Source organism: Reella acinonychis, from assembly GCF_052384575.1.
In the GTDB taxonomy this organism is placed as follows: Bacteria; Pseudomonadota; Gammaproteobacteria; order Enterobacterales; family Pasteurellaceae; genus JBQSUQ01.
In genome coordinates, this window is sequence record NZ_JBQSUQ010000004.1 from 152,031 (window position 1) to 170,592 (window position 18,562).

The 18,562-nt window shown below is 38.3% G+C and carries 19 protein-coding genes; 10 read left to right on the plus strand and 9 right to left on the minus strand.

Annotated elements, in window-relative coordinates; all coding sequences use genetic code 11:
- The first annotated feature begins 89 nt into the window (after nucleotides 1-89).
- The 4 genes from uvrC (at nucleotide 90) to selD (ending at nucleotide 3,840) form a co-directional block, all read left to right on the plus strand.
- Nucleotides 90-1,916 carry an excinuclease ABC subunit UvrC gene (uvrC, locus tag ACT2CV_RS02200; protein ID WP_464972651.1) on the plus strand — a complete coding sequence of 609 codons (1,827 nt, stop codon included), beginning with the start codon at nucleotides 90-92 and terminating at the stop codon, nucleotides 1,914-1,916.
- Nucleotides 1,917-1,925: 9 nt separating this feature from the next.
- Complete coding sequence (locus tag ACT2CV_RS02205; RefSeq protein ID WP_464972650.1) at nucleotides 1,926-2,513, plus strand: DNA glycosylase; 588 nt, start codon at nucleotides 1,926-1,928, stop codon at nucleotides 2,511-2,513.
- Nucleotides 2,514-2,523: 10 nt separating this feature from the next.
- On the plus strand, nucleotides 2,524-2,676 hold the full coding sequence (locus tag ACT2CV_RS02210; RefSeq protein ID WP_464972649.1) for a YoaH family protein: 153 nt from the start codon (nucleotides 2,524-2,526) through the stop codon (nucleotides 2,674-2,676).
- Nucleotides 2,677-2,751: 75 nt separating this feature from the next.
- On the plus strand, nucleotides 2,752-3,840 hold the full coding sequence (selD, locus tag ACT2CV_RS02215) for a selenide, water dikinase SelD (RefSeq protein WP_464972648.1): 1,089 nt from the start codon (nucleotides 2,752-2,754) through the stop codon (nucleotides 3,838-3,840).
- 138 nt (nucleotides 3,841-3,978) lie between these two features.
- Here selD and dxs read toward each other — a convergent pair whose 3' ends face one another.
- From dxs to ACT2CV_RS02235, 4 genes are all read right to left on the minus strand, one after another.
- On the minus strand, nucleotides 3,979-5,844 hold the full coding sequence (gene dxs, locus ACT2CV_RS02220; protein ID WP_464972647.1) for a 1-deoxy-D-xylulose-5-phosphate synthase: 1,866 nt from the start codon (nucleotides 5,842-5,844) through the stop codon (nucleotides 3,979-3,981).
- A 132-nt stretch (nucleotides 5,845-5,976) separates the two neighbouring features.
- The gene (gene ispA, locus ACT2CV_RS02225; protein WP_464972646.1) at nucleotides 5,977-6,867 is read right to left on the minus strand and encodes a (2E,6E)-farnesyl diphosphate synthase; all 891 of its coding nucleotides are present in this window, start codon (nucleotides 6,865-6,867) and stop codon (nucleotides 5,977-5,979) included.
- Nucleotides 6,868-6,881: 14 nt separating this feature from the next.
- On the minus strand, nucleotides 6,882-7,118 hold the full coding sequence (xseB, locus tag ACT2CV_RS02230) for an exodeoxyribonuclease VII small subunit (RefSeq protein ID WP_464972645.1): 237 nt from the start codon (nucleotides 7,116-7,118) through the stop codon (nucleotides 6,882-6,884).
- Nucleotides 7,119-7,172: 54 nt separating this feature from the next.
- Entirely contained in the window at nucleotides 7,173-8,387 is a 1,215-nt protein-coding gene (locus tag ACT2CV_RS02235) for an aromatic amino acid transport family protein (protein WP_464972644.1), read from the minus strand.
- A 184-nt stretch (nucleotides 8,388-8,571) separates the two neighbouring features.
- On the opposite strand from ACT2CV_RS02235, the gene thiI reads away from it, so the two are divergent.
- Nucleotides 8,572-10,026 carry a tRNA uracil 4-sulfurtransferase ThiI gene (gene thiI / locus ACT2CV_RS02240; RefSeq protein WP_464972643.1) on the plus strand — a complete coding sequence of 485 codons (1,455 nt, stop codon included), beginning with the start codon at nucleotides 8,572-8,574 and terminating at the stop codon, nucleotides 10,024-10,026.
- A 61-nt stretch (nucleotides 10,027-10,087) separates the two neighbouring features.
- Here thiI and ykgO read toward each other — a convergent pair whose 3' ends face one another.
- From ykgO to ACT2CV_RS02255, 3 genes are all read right to left on the minus strand, one after another.
- Nucleotides 10,088-10,228 (minus strand): type B 50S ribosomal protein L36, encoded by a 141-nt coding sequence (gene ykgO / locus ACT2CV_RS02245; protein ID WP_464972642.1) that lies wholly within the window; start codon nucleotides 10,226-10,228, stop codon nucleotides 10,088-10,090.
- Nucleotides 10,229-10,242: 14 nt separating this feature from the next.
- Nucleotides 10,243-10,509 carry a type B 50S ribosomal protein L31 gene (locus ACT2CV_RS02250; protein WP_464972641.1) on the minus strand — a complete coding sequence of 89 codons (267 nt, stop codon included), beginning with the start codon at nucleotides 10,507-10,509 and terminating at the stop codon, nucleotides 10,243-10,245.
- Nucleotides 10,510-10,611: 102 nt separating this feature from the next.
- Nucleotides 10,612-11,313, minus strand: coding sequence for a class I SAM-dependent methyltransferase (locus ACT2CV_RS02255; protein WP_464972640.1), 702 nt, complete (start codon nucleotides 11,311-11,313; stop codon nucleotides 10,612-10,614).
- Nucleotides 11,314-11,338: 25 nt separating this feature from the next.
- Between ACT2CV_RS02255 and gloB the strand changes: the two genes are divergently transcribed.
- Nucleotides 11,339-12,040: a hydroxyacylglutathione hydrolase gene (gene gloB, locus ACT2CV_RS02260; protein ID WP_464972639.1), complete on the plus strand. Its 702-nt coding sequence runs from the start codon at nucleotides 11,339-11,341 to the stop codon at nucleotides 12,038-12,040.
- 5 nt (nucleotides 12,041-12,045) lie between these two features.
- Here the strand turns inward: gloB and dacB are convergent, their stop codons facing one another.
- Complete coding sequence (gene dacB / locus ACT2CV_RS02265; protein ID WP_464972638.1) at nucleotides 12,046-13,473, minus strand: serine-type D-Ala-D-Ala carboxypeptidase; 1,428 nt, start codon at nucleotides 13,471-13,473, stop codon at nucleotides 12,046-12,048.
- A gap of 160 nt (nucleotides 13,474-13,633) precedes the next feature.
- Here dacB and greA point away from each other — a divergent pair, with 160 nt between their 5' ends.
- Nucleotides 13,634-14,110 carry a transcription elongation factor GreA gene (gene greA, locus ACT2CV_RS02270; RefSeq protein ID WP_464972637.1) on the plus strand — a complete coding sequence of 159 codons (477 nt, stop codon included), beginning with the start codon at nucleotides 13,634-13,636 and terminating at the stop codon, nucleotides 14,108-14,110.
- A gap of 50 nt (nucleotides 14,111-14,160) precedes the next feature.
- On the opposite strand, the gene yhbY is transcribed toward greA, so the two are convergent.
- A complete protein-coding gene (gene yhbY, locus ACT2CV_RS02275) occupies nucleotides 14,161-14,463 on the minus strand; it encodes a ribosome assembly RNA-binding protein YhbY (protein ID WP_464972636.1) in 303 nt (100 codons plus the stop codon).
- A gap of 105 nt (nucleotides 14,464-14,568) precedes the next feature.
- Between yhbY and rlmE the strand changes: the two genes are divergently transcribed.
- The 3 genes from rlmE (at nucleotide 14,569) to ACT2CV_RS02290 (ending at nucleotide 18,509) form a co-directional block, all read left to right on the plus strand.
- Complete coding sequence (gene rlmE / locus ACT2CV_RS02280) at nucleotides 14,569-15,195, plus strand: 23S rRNA (uridine(2552)-2'-O)-methyltransferase RlmE (protein ID WP_464972635.1); 627 nt, start codon at nucleotides 14,569-14,571, stop codon at nucleotides 15,193-15,195.
- Nucleotides 15,196-15,285: 90 nt separating this feature from the next.
- On the plus strand, nucleotides 15,286-17,187 hold the full coding sequence (gene ftsH, locus ACT2CV_RS02285; protein ID WP_464972634.1) for an ATP-dependent zinc metalloprotease FtsH: 1,902 nt from the start codon (nucleotides 15,286-15,288) through the stop codon (nucleotides 17,185-17,187).
- Between the two features lie 137 nt (nucleotides 17,188-17,324).
- Nucleotides 17,325-18,509 carry a glycosyltransferase family 9 protein gene (locus ACT2CV_RS02290; protein ID WP_464972633.1) on the plus strand — a complete coding sequence of 395 codons (1,185 nt, stop codon included), beginning with the start codon at nucleotides 17,325-17,327 and terminating at the stop codon, nucleotides 18,507-18,509.
- Nucleotides 18,510-18,562 lie beyond the last annotated feature (53 nt).

An 18,562-nucleotide genomic window follows, 5' to 3' on the forward strand; every position in this document is an offset into this window, starting at 1 on the left:
TCAATTCATCAATTTGGCATAATTACTCGGAGAGCAAGCCTGATAAACCCTTGTGAATAGACAAGGGTTTTCTTTATTTAGTGAATACTATGTTCGATTATAAACCCTTCTTAAAAAATGTGCCTCATCACCCTGGTGTTTATCGAATGTTCGATAAAAGCGATACAGTGATTTATGTTGGCAAAGCAAAAGATCTGAAAAAACGTTTATCGAGCTATTTTCGTACAACATTAAGTAGTAAAAAAACAGAAGCCTTAGTGGCAGCAATTGAACGAATTGAAACCACGATAACCAGTTCAGAAACAGAAGCCTTATTATTAGAACATAATTACATTAAAACCTATCAACCTCGTTATAACGTCTTATTACGAGATGATAAATCCTATCCTTATATTCTATTAACTCAAGAACGACATCCTCGTATCACTGCTTATCGTGGTGCCAAAAAAATTAAAGGCGAATATTTTGGGCCTTATCCCCATGCAAGTGCGGTGCGAGAAACTCTTTCTTTGTTACAAAAACTGTTTCCCATTCGTCAATGTGAAAATTCAGTGTATAAAAATCGTTCTCGCCCTTGTTTACAATATCAAATTGGACGTTGCTTGGCTCCTTGTGTCTCTGGCATTGTGAGTGATGAGGATTATGAGCAGCAAGTGGAATATGCGCGTTTATTTCTACAGGGCAAAGATCAGCAAGTTTTGGATCATTTAATCAAAAAAATGGAGCAGGCGAGCGTAGAGCTTGATTTTGAAAATGCCGCTCGCTTTCGAGATCAAATCCAATCTGTGCGTTCCGTTATTGAAAAGCAATTTGTGAGCAATGAAGGATTGGATGATATGGATATTATCGCGATCGCTTATCAATCGGGCATAGCTTGTGTTCAAGTGTTATTTATTCGACAAGGCAAGATTTTAGGTAATCGTAGCTATTTCCCTAAGGTGCCAGCAAATACGGATTTGACAGAATTGATCACTACTTTTGTCGGTCAGTTCTATTTACAAGCTCATCAAGGAAGAACTGTTCCGAATAGTATTGTGATAGACAATAAAATTGAAGAAAAACATGAGTTAGCTACTTTGTTATCTGAACAAGCAGGGCGAAAAGTGGCTATCCAAGATAACGTAAAAGGGCAGAAAAGCAAATATGTGCAGTTGGCGCAAATGAATGCCAAAGCAGCATTAAATCTAAAACTCAAAGAAAGTAGTTTAATCAGCGAACGTTATCAAGCCTTGCAGAATTTATTACAGATTGACGAAATTCGACGGATGGAATGTTTTGATATTAGTCATACCATGGGAGAACAAACCATTGCTTCTTGCGTTGTTTTTAATCAAGATGGGGCAATGAAATCGGATTATCGTCGCTTTAATATTGAGGGGATTACTGGTGGGGATGATTATGCTGCAATGGAAATGGCATTGAAGAAACGCTATGACCGAGATTTAGAAGAAGATAAAGTGCCTGATGTTATTTTTATTGATGGTGGTAAAGGGCAACTTAATCGAGCATTACAGGTTTTTGAACAGCTTCAAGTAAAATGGGATAAAAATAGACCGCACTTAATTGGTGTAGCAAAAGGTGTGGATCGACGAGCGGGGCAGGAAACCTTAATTTTGAGCAAACAAGGCAAAGAAATTCATTTGGATCCTGATGATTTAGCATTGCATTTAATTCAATATATTCGTGATGAAAGCCATAACCATGCCATTACAGGACATCGCAAGAAACGCCAAAAAGCCTTCACGCAAAGTGGGTTAGAAACTATAGCAGGCGTAGGAGCAAAACGCCGCCAAGCATTATTGAAATATTTAGGTGGTATGCAAGGGGTGAAAAATGCGAGCCTTGATGAAATCGAGTCTGTGCCAGGGATTTCTAAAACGCTGGCGGAAACCATTTTTGAAACCTTGCAAAATTGATATGAGGTAATGATGACAGACATTGAAATTCATCCTTTTGAGCCGATTTTGCCTCGAAAAGCGAAAGTCATGATGATGGGGACTTTTCCGCCACCGCCAGATAAATGGAGTATGAATTTTTATTATCCTAATTTCCAAAATGATATGTGGCGTATTTATGGTTTGGTGTTTTTTAATGACAAGCAATATTTTCAAGTTGAAGGTGAAAAGCGTTTTGATGCGGAAAGGATAAGGGCTTTTTTATATGATAAAGCGATAGCTTCTTGCCCAGCAGTATGGAAAGCTATTCGAGAGCAAGGCAATGCTTCGGATAAATTTTTGAAAATTGTTGAGCCAATCGATTTAGCTTGGGTATTAGAACAGGTTCCTGAATGTGAATGGATTTTTACAACAGGTGGTAAAGCAACGGAAGCTTTGTTTCATTTAACACCAGAGAAATTAAAAGAACCTAAAACGAATGAATTTATTGATTTTCCTTTTGCGGATCGAACGTTAAAATTATATCGAGTCCCCTCTAGTTCAAGGGCTTATCCTTTAAGTTTAGAGAAAAAAGCGGCAGCTTATCGTCAATTTTTTCAATTGGCAGGCGTGTTATAAGGAATAAACTATGTTAGATCAAGAATTATTAGGCTTAACTCATGAGCAACAACAGGCTGCTGTGGAGAAAATCCAGCAGCTTAGTGAACAAGGTGTTCCCATTGGGCAAGCGATTAAAATGGTGGCAGATGAATTACGCCAACAATATCAGCAACAAAAATAAGCATTTTGCTTAATTGATTTGAGCAGATTACAATAATCCCATCTTGCAAAGATGAATGAATTTTTAGAGGGAAAAATGGATAAAAAATTAACCGCACTTCAAACAGAGAGCATTAGTTGCCAGATTGATGATGTGCGATTGACACAATATAGTCATGGGGCTGGTTGAGGCTGTAAAATTTCTCCTAAGGTGTTAGGGACAATTTTACAAACGCAATTAGAGCCTTTTATCGATCCGAATTTATTAGTGGGACATGATACTGCAGATGACGCGGCTGTATATGATATTGGCAACGGGGTTGGCATTATTAGTACCACAGATTTTTTTATGCCAATAGTTGATGACCCTTTTGATTTTGGCCGCATTGCAGCAACTAATTCTATTAGCGATATTTATGCGATGGGCGGGAAACCCATTATGGCAATTGCGATTTTAGGATTTCCAATAAAATCATTGCCTGCTGAAGTGGCGCAACAAATTATTGAAGGTGGTCGTTTTGCTTGCAGAGAAGCGGGTATCGCTTTAGCAGGTGGACATTCTATCGATGCACCAGAGCCTATTTTCGGTTTGGCTGTAACGGGCACAATTGCCACCGAAAAAGTGAAGAAAAATGCTTCTGCGCAAGCCGGTTGTTCTCTTTATTTAAGTAAACCCTTGGGTATTGGTATTTTAACGACGGCAGAAAAGAAAGGGAAATTATTGGCTGAACACAAAAATGTCGCCACTGAAGCCATGTGCCAACTCAATAAAATCGGCTCATTATTAGCTGATATTCCGGGTGTTGAAGCCATGACCGATGTAACAGGTTTTGGTTTGTTGGGGCATTTGATCGAAATGTGCGAGGGAGCTGATTTAAACGCGGAAATTCAATTTAGCCAAATTAAAACCCTTGAAGGCACATTGGATTATATTGAACAAGGTTGTATTCCAGGAGGAACAAGTCGTAATTTTGACAGCTATGGAACAAAGGTATCTGCTTTAACTGACGTGCAAAAAGCGATTTTATGTGATCCTCAAACCTCAGGAGGTTTACTTGTTGCGATTCAACCAGAAGGAGAAGCGCAAGCTTTACAAGCTGCACAACAACTCGGTATTGAATTAACAAAAATCGGACATTTATTTAAGGATCCAAAAAGCGCGGTGCAAATTTCTGTTGTTTCTTAATTTAAGCATAAAAAAACCGCTATCTAAATCAGATAGCGGCGAACTTTATAAAAAATTCTGAAAAAGACGACTGACATATAGAGAATCAAGATATGCAGTGCACTAGCAATTACTCAGACTCACAATTTTTCAAATAGTTCAGATTTTTTTCATATTTTGTAAAAAATTTTCAATTTGTTGTTCAATCCCTTCAGAATCAAGCTGTAATTCAGCTAGCATTTCTTGTTGTGTACCTTGCGGAATGAAGAAATCAGGCAAACCAAGCTGTAAAAGTGCGGTGGATTTTTGCAAACTATTTAAGGTTTCTGCAACAGCACTACCTGCACCACCTTGAATTGCATTTTCTTCTAAGGTAACAATGAGATTGTGTGATTGAGCTATTTCCTCAATGCGCGCGATATCCAATGGTTTCACAAAACGCATATCAATGACGGTTGCATTTAATTTATCTGCCACTTCTTTGGCGTAAGGCAATAGAGTACCAAAATTCAGGATGGCGATATTTTCGCCTTGACGAATTAATTTGGATTGACCAATCTTGAGCCGTTGTAATGGCTCAAGTTCTACGCCAATGGCATTACCTCTCGGATAACGAACCGCAGCTGGTTTTCCACAACGATAACCCGTATAGAGCATTTGGCGGCATTCATTTTCATCACTTGGCGTCATAATGATCATGTTTGGAATACAACGCATAAAACTGAGATCAAAAGCACCTTGGTGAGTTTGTCCATCAGCCCCTACAATGCCTGCTCGATCAATGGCAAACAACACTGGTAGGTTTTGAATGGCAACATCATGAATAAGCTGATCGTAAGCGCGTTGCAAAAAGGTTGAGTAAATAGCGACCACTGGTTTATAACCGCCAATAGCTAAGCCAGCTGCTAAGGTAACAGAATGTTGTTCAGCAATCGCAACATCGAAATATTGCTCAGGAAAACGCTCCGAAAACTCTACCATGCCAGAACCTTCTCGCATTGCAGGGGTGATACCAATGAGTTTGGGATCCTGTTCAGCCATTTCGCATAACCAATCGCCAAAAATTTTGGAATAAGTTGGTTTACTATTGGATTTAGGCAATTGATTACAAGTTGGATCGAATTTCGGTACGCCATGATAACCAACAGGATCTTCTTCCGCTGGTGCATAGCCTTTTCCTTTTTTAGTTCTAATATGTAAAAACTGCGGTCCTTTCAGTTCACGCATATTAGTGAGTGTTGCCACTAATTCTTCAATATTATGTCCATCAATAGGGCCAATATAGTTAAAACCTAAGGCTTCAAATAAGGTACTTTCAGGCGAGAACACCACACCTTTCATGTGTTCTTCGGTTTTTTTCATGAAATTCTTAATGGTCGGCACTTTATCCAGAATTTTTTTACTGCCATCTCTTACAGTGGAATAAAGTGAACCAGAGAAAATACGAGCTAGGTGGTTGTTTAAGGCGCCGACATTTTTAGAAATAGACATTTCGTTATCATTTAAGATAACCAGCATGTCTGTATGTAGTGCGCCTGCATGGTTTAAAGCTTCAAATGCCATGCCGGCTGTAATCGCGCCATCGCCAATCACACAAACGGTTTTACGCCCCGCATTTTCTTTTTCTGCTGCAATAGCAACACCTAAACCTGCACTAATTGAGGTGGATGAATGACCTACGCTTAATACATCAAATTCACTTTCTTCACGCCATGGAAAAGGATGAATTCCTCCTTTCTGACGAATAGAAGGCATTTGTTCACGACGACCGGTGAGAATTTTATGTGGATAGGCTTGATGACCCACATCCCAAATTAATTGATCAAAAGGCGTTTTATAAACATAGTGCAGTGCAACGGTGAGTTCAACACAGCCTAAGCCAGATGCGAGATGTCCGCTGCTTTGGCTAACGCTTTCGAGTAAATATTGTCTTAATTCATCGCAAACTTGAGGAAGTTCATCTTTAGTTAATGTGCGTAAATCATCTGGAGAGTCAATTTTTGAAAGTAGGCTGTAATTTGTCATAAGTTACGAATAATAAAATGATTTTTTAGCTAGGAGCCATTCTACTTTATTTTTCAAGGAATGTTAAAAATTTTTCCCAAAAATGAAGGGGGAGTGTCCCCCATTAATGATTGTTTGATTTGAAAAGTGCGGTTAATTTCGACGATGAATGATAAATTCCGCCAATGCTCTTAATGCACTGGTATCAAAGGGAATTTCATCTAAATTTTGCACCGCAGTTTGATAGAGTTCTAGCGTTTTTTGTTTTGCGCCATCAAGTCCGAGCAGTTTAGGATAGGTGCTTTTGTCTAAATCCAAATCAGAACCCACCGGTTTACCAATTTCTGCTTGGTTACCTTCAATATCTAAAATGTCATCTTGCACCTGAAACGCCAATCCAATTGCAGCAGAGTAGCGATTGAGTTTTTCCGCTAATTGATCATCCTCAAAATGAGGGGAGCAAATAAAGCCCATGGTCATTGCTGCCGATAATAATGCCCCTGTTTTGTTGCGGTGGATGGTTTCTAATTCAGGTAAGGAAACCTGTTTGTGTTCGGCAAGTAAGTCTAAACTTTGCCCTAAACACATGCCTTTTACACCCGAGGCTTGGCTTAATACTTGCACTAAACGCAACTTTTGTTGTGCGGAAAGTGCGGTGGATTTTGTGATAATTTCAAACGCAAAAGCTTGTAAGGCATCGCCAGCTAAAATTGCAGTAGCATGATCAAAGGCAATGTGGCAAGTAGGTTGACCACGACGGAGTTCGTCATTGTCCATGGCAGGTAAATCGTCATGAATTAACGAATAGGCATGGATACATTCAATTGCCGCTGCTGCATAATCAAGCTGTGACATTTCTGCCCCTAGCATACGTCCTGTAGCATAAACTAAAAATGGGCGGATTCGCTTTCCACCCAATAATAAACCATATTTCATAGCATCTGCCAAAGGCGATGAATGGCTATCAATATCAGCAAATTGCGTCAGCATAAAGTCGTTAATACGCTGTTGAATTTGTTGTAAATCTTGTTGAAATTGATACATATTTCACCGCACTTTTATTGTTCAGGCTCGTAATCTGCAAGCTCAGCTTGATCATTCTTCTGTAACAAAATTTGAATTCGTTGCTCTGCTTGTTGCAAACGTTGTTGTCCTAATTTTGCTAACTGAATCCCTTCTTCAAAGGCTTTTAACGCATCTTCAAGGGGCAAATCGCCACTTTCTAATTGCGTCACGACGGTTTCTAATTTGGCAACTGTCGTTTCAAAATCAAGATTTTCTGCTTTACGAGCCATGCTGTTATCCTTTGCTATTCAATAGGTTTGCGTATTTTACAATAATGTCTTGCCTTAGCCAATCACTTCAGGCAACCATCCTTGTTGAATTAAGAAAGGAACGATAACAATAAAGACACCAATCACTAAAGCAAGAATTAATGCAGTATAGCCACCTTTTACGCGATAAGGCAGTCTAGGCATAGTTGCACGCAATTTCCATACCATTGCGATAGGTAATACGATAGCGTAGAACGCAAACATTTGTCCTGCATAACCTAGTGCAGTAACGAAGCCTTTTGGATAGAAAAAGGCGAATAACATAGGAGGAATAAAGGTTAATAAGCCTAAAGAAATACGGTTAGTTGGAAGATGTATGCGTTTAAATAAATCTTCGATACTTTCTAATAAACCAAGGGCAACACCAAGGAACGAAGTAATCAATGCCAATGCCGAGAATAAACGTACCATACCACTGATCATATTGCTGCCTGTCATTTGGCGAACAGCTTCGGCTAAACCATTAAGTGTAGGATCTTTGGCTAAAATTTGTAGGAATTCTGTTTGGCTAAGCACACCATGGGTTGCTAGTTGCCATAAAATGTAAGCCACTAATGGAATAGCTGTACCAATTAAGATGGAAATACGAAGTGCTTTGACATTACCTTCTAAGTATTTATTCAGGCTTGGGATGGAACCATGAAAACCGAATGCGGTAAAGAAGATTGGGCTAGCGGAGATTAATAGCGCATTATCAATCGGCATTTCGGTCAGATTTTCTAAACGAATGTTAGGTAAGAGTAAAAACAATACCAAAATAAAGGCTGCGATTTTACTCATAAATAAAATGCGATTAGCGATATCGACACTACCTGTACCAATCACGACGAAAGTCCCGAAAACAACAGTAAAAATCACACCTGCGATACGAGAAGTAGTTTCGGCATCACCAATTGTTGGCATCACGCCTGCAAGGATTGCACTACCGCCAGAAACATAAGCGGACAAAATCGCATATAAGAATACCATTAGTACTGTGGTTGAAAGCACGCGCCCAAAGGTGCCGTAATATTTTTCTGCAAGGGTGCCAAGTCCAGCATCGCTGTCAACTGTTTGATACACCTCGACAAATAATAATGCACTGAACGCCAATAATGCCCATAATGCAATTAAAAGAACGACAGTAAAGCCGAAACCAATACCAGCGGAAGTTAATGGCATGGCTAACATTCCACCACCAATAGTTGTTCCCGCAACAATTAATGTACTACCTAATGTTTTATTTTTCATAAAAACTCCGTTTATAACAATAATGTGCGTACTTTATCATAAATAAAAATAAAATGTAACGTATTATTTCCTGTGTAAATTATATTTTACATTAAGTTCTATAGGGAGAGAAACTGGGATTTTTTCCGCTTAATGCGCAAAATTGCGGTATAATGCGCAAAATTTTTTTCTAATTGAGATAAATATGAAATTTATTATTAAACTTTTCCCTGAAATTATGATTAAAAGCGATACGGTTCGTAAGCGCTTTATTAAGATCTTAACGAGTAATATTCGTAATGTGTTGGATAAACATGATGATACGGTGGCAGTGGTGCGCCATTGGGACTACATTGAAGTGCGGTCAAAAAATGAAGAAAATCGACCGCACTTAATTGAATTATTACAGCGTATTCCGGGTATTCACCATTTTTTAGAAGTGGAAGAAACCGAATTTACCGATCTACATCATATTTTTGAGCAAACCTTAGAACGAGTAAAAGACAGTTTAGAAGGAAAAACCTTCTGCGTGAGAGCAAAGCGTAAAGGGCATCATAGTTTTAGTTCATTAGAAGTGGAACGCTATGTGGGCGGTGGCTTAAACCAACATATTGACAGCGCAAAAGTGAAATTAAAAAATCCTGATGTAACGGTGCGTATTGATATCGATCACGATAAGTTGCTTTTTATTAAACAACGTTATGAAGGCTTGGGCGGTTATCCAATTGGCACACAAGAAGATGTGTTGTCCTTAATTTCTGGTGGCTTTGACTCTGGTGTATCAAGCTATATGCTCATCCGTCGTGGTTCTCGCGTGCATTATTGCTTCTTTAATTTAGGGGGGGCAACCCATGAAATTGGTGTGAAGCAAATGGCGTATCATATTTGGCAACGTTATAGCCCTTCTCATAAAGTGCGTTTTATCGCCATTAATTTTGAACAGGTAGTGGGCGAAATTCTTGAAAAAGTAGATAACGGGCAAATGGGCGTGGTGCTCAAACGCATGATGGTGCGAGCGGCGAGTCTTATTGCACAACGTTTTGCTATTGAAGCTATTGTGACTGGCGAAGCGTTAGGACAAGTATCTAGTCAAACACTCACCAACTTACGCTTAATTGATGAGGCGGCAAGTGCTTTAGTTTTGCGTCCGTTAATTACTCATGATAAAGAGCAAATTATTGCGATGGCAAAAGAAATTGGCACTGATGATATTGCTAAATCTATGCCAGAATTTTGTGGCGTGATTTCTAAAAATCCAACGGTGAAAGCGATCAGAGAAAAAATTGAAACAGAAGAAGGCCATTTTGATTTTTCAATTTTAGAAAGTGCGGTGCAAAATGCACAAATTTTGGATATTCGTCAAATTGCAGAGCAAACAGAAAAAGAAGTGGTAACAGTAGATACTGTTTCTGTATTAGCTGAAAACGATGTGATTTTGGATATTCGCAGTCCAGAAGAAACGGAAGAAAATCCTTTGTTATTAGCGGACCGAGAAATTCAATTAATGCCGTTTTATAAATTAGCTTCACAATTTGCGAGTCTAGATCAAAGCAAAAATTATGTGTTGTACTGCGAACGTGGTGTGATGAGTAAATTACAGGCGCTATATTTAAAAGAAAATGGCTTTAATAATGTCACTGTATTTAAAATGAAAGCCTAGTTAATATTCAGAGGAAATAAAAAGTGCGGTAGAAAATACCGCACTTTTTTTATGAAGAAAATTATTTACGTTTTTTACCCGCTTGGCGTGCTTTAAAACGTGGGTTTTCTTTATTGATCACATAAATTACACCATGACGGCGTACCACTTTACAGCCAGGATGACGTGTTTTAGCACTTTTTAATGAAGCAAGAACTTGCATGGTTTGTTATCCTTTTATTTTGTTTTTAATGAACCAAATGATGAATAGCGTTGTGCGAAGTCGCTTGCTTTGCCTTCATTATTAATTTGACGTGTTTTACCTGTGTAGAATGGGTGTGAAGCTGAGGAAGTATCACACATAAACACTGGGTATTCGTTACCATCTTCCCATTTCATTGTTGAAGTTGTTCTTGCGCAAGAACGGATTAAAAAGCCTTGCTTTGCATTGCTATCATAAAATAGTACGGTACGATAATTTTCTGGATGAATCCCTTTTTTCATAAAATCCTCTTGTTATTTTTTAATGATAAATAAGTGGGTGAATTATACAAAAAGAAAGCGATTTGGCAAGTGTTATTTTTCAATAAAAAATAAGATTGGGATTTATTTGCTTGAAAAAAAGGCCTCAATAGGCTGATCTTCAAATAAAGGAATAGGTTTGAATGGCATTTTTTGTGGTTGTAATGTGAGAGGATAAGTGCGTTTTCGTGCAACAACAACGGTTAATGGTGCAGTACAACAATTGCCAATATGCTGTTTTTGTAAGATGTCAAAATTCAGTAATTCTAACCAATCGATAATTCGAAAAAGAAAAAATTTACGGAACATAAAAGAATCAGTCTTATCTTTGGCGAGGTTCTGTTTAAACAACAATGGACTGCAAGGATTAAATACAGATAAAAAAAGATAACCATCATCGGTGAGAATACGTTGGATTTCCCGTAAAAGTTGATGAGGATCTTGAACAAAATTTAAGGTATTTGCGAGAAGGCAAGCATCAATAGATTGTGATTCAAAAGGGATTTCATCTAGTGTATTTTGTAATAAATAGCCTTGATTTTGTTGAGAAAGTGCGGTGAGTTTTGACGTAATTTCTGGGCTAATAACGGTATGATAAGGTGCAGTCATCTGGCAATCTAATTCTGCGCTTAATCCGCCAATGCGAAGCAATTGTTGTCCTACAATCTTGTGTGCCCAACGGGAAAAATACGCACTCAGTATTGCACAATATTGTTGACCATGCTGTAATTGTTGCCAACTTGTTGGCAATTTAAGTGCTTGCTCAGACTTTGCTTGCCAGTTCATTTTATTTACCTAAAGAGAAAAAATCATGTTAGTACCTATTGCTGCACTTAATGATAACTATATTTGGGTTTACGGACGAGAAAATTTATCCGTAATTGTGATCGATGTACCAGAAATAAACCATTTATTGCCTTTTATTAAACAAAATGGCTATACCATTGAGGCATTATTATTGACTCACAACCACCGTGATCATGTGGGTGGCGTGGCAGATTTTAAGCTAGCTTTTCCTGATGTGGCGATTTATGGCCCTTCAGAATGTGCGGATGTGGGTGTTCATCATATTGTTAATGAAGGACAGATCCAGTTAGCAAATTATCACATTCAGGTTATTCCTACGGGTGGACATACTACGAATCATGTGAGTTATCTTGTAGATCAGCACTTATTTTGCGGCGATACGTTATTTTCAGCAGGCTGTGGACGTGTTTTTACGGGCGATTACGCACAAATGTTTGATTCTATTCAACGTTTAAATCAATTGCCCGATGAGGTTATTATATGCCCGGGACATGAATATACTTTATCTAACCTTGCTTTTGCTGAAACAGTGATAAAAGATAAAAGTGCGGTACAAAAACAACGAGTTTTAGTGGAAAAATTAAGGGCAAACCAGCAAGCCAGTTTGCCCACAACATTGGGTTTAGAGCGGCAAATCAATCCGTTTTTACAAGTAAAAACTTTGCAAGAATTCACCGCACTTCGTCAGGCTAAGGACCATTTTTAACGCTATTATTCCGCATAAAGTGCGTTGTAAAATTGATTTTCAAATTGCACAAGGGGCGCACGTTTGGTTTTGCTTTCCAGCTCTCCAGTTGAGTAACCATTAATAAATTGGACGAAAGCGATTTTCTCGCCTCGAGCATTGGTCATAAAGCCCGCTAAATTATAAACGCCTTTTAACGATCCTGTTTTGGCAATCACATTTTTTACTAATGGCGGTTGAATTAAACCGCCGCGTCCACTAATGGTGCCATCAACACCTGCAATAGGGAAGGTTTCTAATAAATTGAGTTTATCTTCATTTTTCGCAATATATTCTAAAGTTTGCAACAAAATGTTCGGATCCACTAAATTATGGCGGGATAAACCTGAGCCGTCAGCCACAATCGCATTATTAAATTTAATGCCAGCTTTGCTAAGCACTTGTTTCATTGCCATAGTGCCCAATTGGAAACTAGCCGGGCGTTTGTAGGTTTCGTAAGCAATGGTGCGGAATAAAGCATCGGCAATTTGGTTATCCGATTTTTTCATCATTTTTTTTAATAATTGTGGTAAGGGTTTGGATAAATGCTGAGCTAATAAAGTACCTGTTTGTTGCGGTCTATGTGGAATTTGAACCTGACCACTAAATTGAATGCCTAAACGTTTTAATTGGCGTTGAATAATGGCTGCCGCATAAGCATCAGGATCTTGCACCGCGAAACTTAAGCCAAAAGGTTTATTTTGGCGAGCCATACAACCTTTGATTTGATAGCGATTATTATCATGCACAACTGCATCAAGCTGACAATATGCCGCCTCTTTTGCATCCACCACTTTTACTTGCCCAAACACTTGAATAGGGAATTGGGATGGCACATTAAATTTCACATTTTCACCAATGGATAAATTGGCATCTAAATCCACATAAAAGCAGTTATTATCGATATTTGCAGCGGCTGGTGGCGAATTAAAGCACATGGTTAAATCATTCCAAATCCACCCTAAGCCGCGATCATGACTGGCAAAAATAGAGGTGTCTAAGATGAGATTGCCGTTAATTTTTTGAATATTTTGTTTTTTTAATTGAGCTAATAAGTTGTAGAGCTCTCCACTAGATAAATCAGGATCGCCAGTAAATTTAACTATTAAGTCACCATTTAATGTGGCATTTTGAATTTTTCCGTTGGTCAGTAAACTGGTGCGAAATTGGAATTGATCGCTAAGACTGAGTTTAGCAGCAAGTGCGGTAAATACTTTCTGCGTGCTGGCTGGCAACATAAAGGTATCGGCATTATAGCTTGCAATAATGTTATTTTGATTAAGATTTTTTGCCACAACACCTAAACTCGCGCCCTGTGGTAAATGTTGAGCAATTTGAGCAACATCCACTTGAGCAATAACATTAGCCGAAAATAAAAGACTGGAAAAAAGCCATTTTTTAGTAAGATTTAACATAGTAAATTGTGCTTAATAGTTGCTATTTTTTTTTAGACGAACAATAATAGATCCCGAATGAAATTGAGTAAATCAATTTCTTTATATTTACGATTTATTTTGCTAACTACGACATTGTTTTGCAATGCCGTAGTTTTGTTTTTATCTAAAAAGGATGATTATGAAACAAATTCCAATGACAGTTCGTGGCGCTGAGCTACTAAGAGAAGAATTGGATTTCTTAAAAAATACCCGCAGACCAGAGATTATTAAAGCAATTGCTGAAGCACGCGAACATGGTGATTTAAAAGAAAATGCAGAATATCATGCAGCTCGTGAGCAGCAAGGTTTTTGTGAAGGGCGTATTCAGGAAATCGAAGGTAAATTAGCCAATAGCCAAGTAATTGATGTCACCAAAATTCCAAATAATGGCAAAGTTATTTTCGGTGCTACCGTTGTGTTAGTAAATGTGGCAACGGAAGAAGAGGTAACTTATCGTATTGTGGGTGATGATGAAGCGGATATTAAATCGGGATTAATTTCAGTAAATTCACCGATTGCGCGCGGTTTAGTTGGTAAAGAAATTGACGATGCAGTGAGTATCACAACTCCAGGTGGCGTCGTTGAATTTGAAATTATTGAAGTGGATTATGTATAACAATTATCCCCTGCAAGCAGGGGATAATAAAAAGTGCGGTTAAAAATTCATTATTTTTTAGGGAGTGAAATTTTAGTTTCTTCACTTGGACGATAAAGCACTAAAATATGTCCAATGGCTTGCACTGACGCAGCACCCGTTTCTCTGCAAATTGCATCGATGATTAATTGTTTAGTTTCACGATCTGAACCTGCAATTTTTACTTTAATTAATTCGTGGTGGTTGAGTGCGTTATCAATTTCAGCTAACACACCTTCAGTTAAGCCGTTTCCGCCGAGCATAACAACGGGATTTAAATGATGTGCTAATCCCTTTAAAAATTGTTTTTGTTTAGTTGATAATGTAATTGACATAAATAATCCTAAAAAAGTCATGTAATTTGTCATGAAATTGCTGACAAATGGTTGAATTGCATAATTCTAACCTCATATTAAGAAAAATGCCAAAAGTTTATAACAATGGGAAGAAAAAGATCGGCAAGTTCAAGCCGTTGGTTAAATGAACATTTTAAAGATCAATTTGTGCAAAAAGCACATAAACAAAAGCTGCGTTCTCGTGCTTATTTCAAATTAGATGAAATTCAACAAACAGATAAGTTGTTTAAGCATGGAATGACTGTGGTCGATTTAGGCGCTGCGCCAGGCGGTTGGTCACAATATGTGGTTACGCAAATTGGTGGTAAAGGACGAGTGATTGCTTGTGATATTTTAGAAATGGACCCTATTGTTGGGGTTGATTTCTTGCAAGGCGATTTTCGTGATGAAAATGTGTTGGCTGCATTATTAGAACGTGTTGGTGAAGAGAAAGTGGATGTGGTGATGTCGGATATGGCACCAAATTTTAGTGGTATGCCATCTGTTGATATTCCACGAGCGATGTATCTTGTTGAACTTGCGTTAGATATGTGTAAACAAGTACTTGCACCAAAAGGCAGTTTTGTGGTCAAAGTATTCCAGGGAGAAGGATTTGATGAATATTTGCGTGAAATTCGTTCTCTGTTTAGCGTAGTGAAAGTGCGTAAACCCGAAGCATCTCGTGATCGTTCACGAGAGGTTTATATTGTCGCTACTGGTTATAAGCATTAAATGAATTATTGTTTTTATAAACGATGAGTTTATAGTAAGCTAGTAACAATTTATTAACTTTTTAAATAACGAGGTCAACCCTTGAAAGATATGGTGAAAAATATTGCCCTATGGGTAGTTGTTGCGGTTGTAATGATAACAGCCTATCAAGGTTTCAATTCTTCTGATTCAGGCAATCGTATTGACTATACGACATTTATGACAGATGTTGAAAACCAACAAATTTCTCAAACCAAATTTAATGAAATTGGTGAGATTTTTGTGACGAAGAAAGATGGAACACGTTATACAACCGTTCTACCAACACCATTAGAAGATCGTCAGATTTTAAATGACTTATTGAAACAAAAAGTCAAAGTGGAAGGGGCATTACCAGAACAACGTGGTCTTTTATCACAGATTTTAATTTCTTGGTTCCCAATGCTATTTTTAGTGGGTGTTTGGATTTTCTTTATGCGTCAAATGCAAGGTGGTGGCGGTAAAGCGATGAGCTTTGGTAAAAGCCGCGCTAAAATGTTGACCAAAGAGCAAATCAATACCACATTTGCCGATGTTGCAGGCTGCGATGAAGCAAAAGAAGAAGTCGCGGAAATTGTTGATTTCTTACGTGACCCTAGCAAATTCCAAAAACTAGGTGGGAAAATTCCTAAAGGCGTATTAATGGTTGGGCCTCCAGGTACGGGTAAAACCTTGATTGCTAAGGCAATTGCTGGTGAAGCAAAAGTACCATTTTTTACTATTTCAGGATCTGATTTCGTAGAAATGTTTGTGGGGGTTGGTGCTTCTCGTGTACGTGATATGTTTGAACAAGCGAAGAAAAATGCACCTTGCTTAATTTTTATTGATGAAATTGATGCTGTTGGTCGCCAACGTGGCGCGGGTTTAGGTGGTGGTCATGATGAACGTGAACAAACCCTCAACCAAATGCTCGTTGAAATGGATGGTTTTGAAGGCAAAGAAGGCATTATCGTTATTGCCGCTACAAACCGACCAGATGTATTAGACCCTGCACTTGTGCGTCCAGGACGTTTTGACCGTCAAGTTACTGTTGGTTTACCTGATGTTCGTGGTCGTGAACAAATCTTAAAAGTGCATATGCGTAAAGTTCCTTTAGCAGAGGATGTGGATGCCATGACTCTAGCTCGTGGAACTCCTGGTTATTCTGGTGCAGACTTAGCGAATTTAGTCAATGAAGCGGCATTATTTGCTGCGCGTACTAATAAACGTGTTGTGAGTATGCTTGAGTTTGAAAAAGCGAAAGATAAGATCAATATGGGACCTGAGCGTCGTACTATGATCATGACAGAAAAAGAAAAAGAAGCCACTGCCTATCATGAGGCAGGACATGCTATTGTGGCTTATTTAGTACCAGAACATGATCCTGTGCATAAAGTCACTATCATTCCACGTGGTCGGGCATTAGGTGTGACCTTCTATTTACCAAAAGGTGATCAAGTGAGTTTCAGCCAAAAACAATTGGAAAGTAGACTTTCTAGTCTTTATGCTGGTCGTTTAGCAGAAGAACTGATTTATGGTGAAGAAAACATTTCTACTGGTGCTTCCAATGATATTAAAGTGGCAACAAATATTGCGCGTAATATGGTTACCCAATGGGGATTCTCTGAAAATCTAGGGCCAATTCTTTATACAGAAGATGAAGGCGAAGTCTTCTTAGGTCGTTCAATGGCAAAAGCTAAACATATGTCTGATGAAACGGCTCATACGATTGATGAAGAAGTGCGTGCAATAGTGGCGCGTAACTACGAACGAGCAAGACAAATTTTGCTTGATAATATGGATATTTTACATGCAATGAAAGATGCATTAATGAAATATGAAACCATAGAAGAAGAGCAAATTAAGCAGTTGATGAATAGAGAAACAGTCACTGCACCTGCTGGTTGGCAAGAGCAAGAAATTGCTACCCCTGAAGTACCACCAACAAAAAGTGCGGTGGAAAAACCAGCATTTTTAGATGAAGATAAAGAATAACTATTATTCAATACTATTTTAGGACGCCATTGGCGTCCTTATTTTTTAGCTATGCCATATGAAATATATTGCTTAAACATAAAATATGTATAATAGGTTTATTCTTTTCAGACATAGTCATTTTTATCCATATTGATATGCAGAGCGAACAATTTCAAAATATCTTAGCATTATCCGCTAAGGCTGAAAGCCTGACTGAGCAACTTACGGTGTTACAAGCTTATGATCGCTTTATTCAAAATTATCCAGACAGTGCTGCTGCTTACCAAAATCGCTCCGATTTATTGCAAAAACTCGGTTTATATCAGCTTGCATGGCAAGACGCAGAAAAAGTGACAGAACTTGCTCCCGATTTTGCTCTTGGACATTGCAACAAAGCCTTTTTACTTAATTTATTTGGTCATTATGAGCAGGGATGGGCTGAGTATGAATGGCGATTTAAAACAGATATTCCCACTTTTAAGGATCCGGGTTGGCCAATTTCTCGTTGGCAAGGTGAAACAATAGAACAGGGGAAATTATTGTTGATTCATGCTGAACAGGGACTAGGGGATAATATTCAGTTTGTCCGTTTGGCTATTTTAGCAAAGCAACGTGGCCTGCCTGTTGTTGTGGTTAATCATTCTCCTGTAGAAAATTTGCTCAATCACAATTTGGCGTTACATGATGTAGATTATGCTTCCAATGGAAGTGCTATTGCCGATCTTGCTTGTTATTGTTCAATGATGAGCTTGCCACATTACCTTGATTTACGACTCGATAATATTCCTTTTTCTGACGGTTATCTACAAGCAGAACCCCTGTTCTTTGCTAAATGGCAAGAAAAATTGAGAAGTGGTAGCAAGCGAACACGCCTTAAAATCGGTGTAGTTTGGTCTGGATCTGCAAAGCATAATCGTAATAAAACTCGTAGTTTACAGTTTGCACAGTTTAGTCAATTATTTGGTTTGGACGCCGATTTTCATTGCCTACAAAAAGAAGTGAGTGAGGTGGATTTAGCTTGTTCACAAGGAATTGACAATCTTCATTTTTGGCATAATGAAATCAATGATTTTTCTGATACGGCGGGTTTAGTAGCACAGATGGATCTTGTGATTAGTGTTGATACATCTGTAGCACATTTAGCTGCAGCAATGGGTAAACCAACTTGGATTATGATTAGTTATCATCCAGATTTTCGTTGGTTATTAAATCGAAATGATAGTCCATGGTATCGTAGTGTGCAGCTTTTTCGCCAAGATAACGATCAAAATTGGTTGAAGGTTGTGCAAAATATCTATAAACAGCTTGAGAAAGAAATTGGATTAATACAAAGTAGCTGATAAGTACTGCAAAATTTCGTTATAATTGACCGCACTTTTTATCTTTGGAGCCT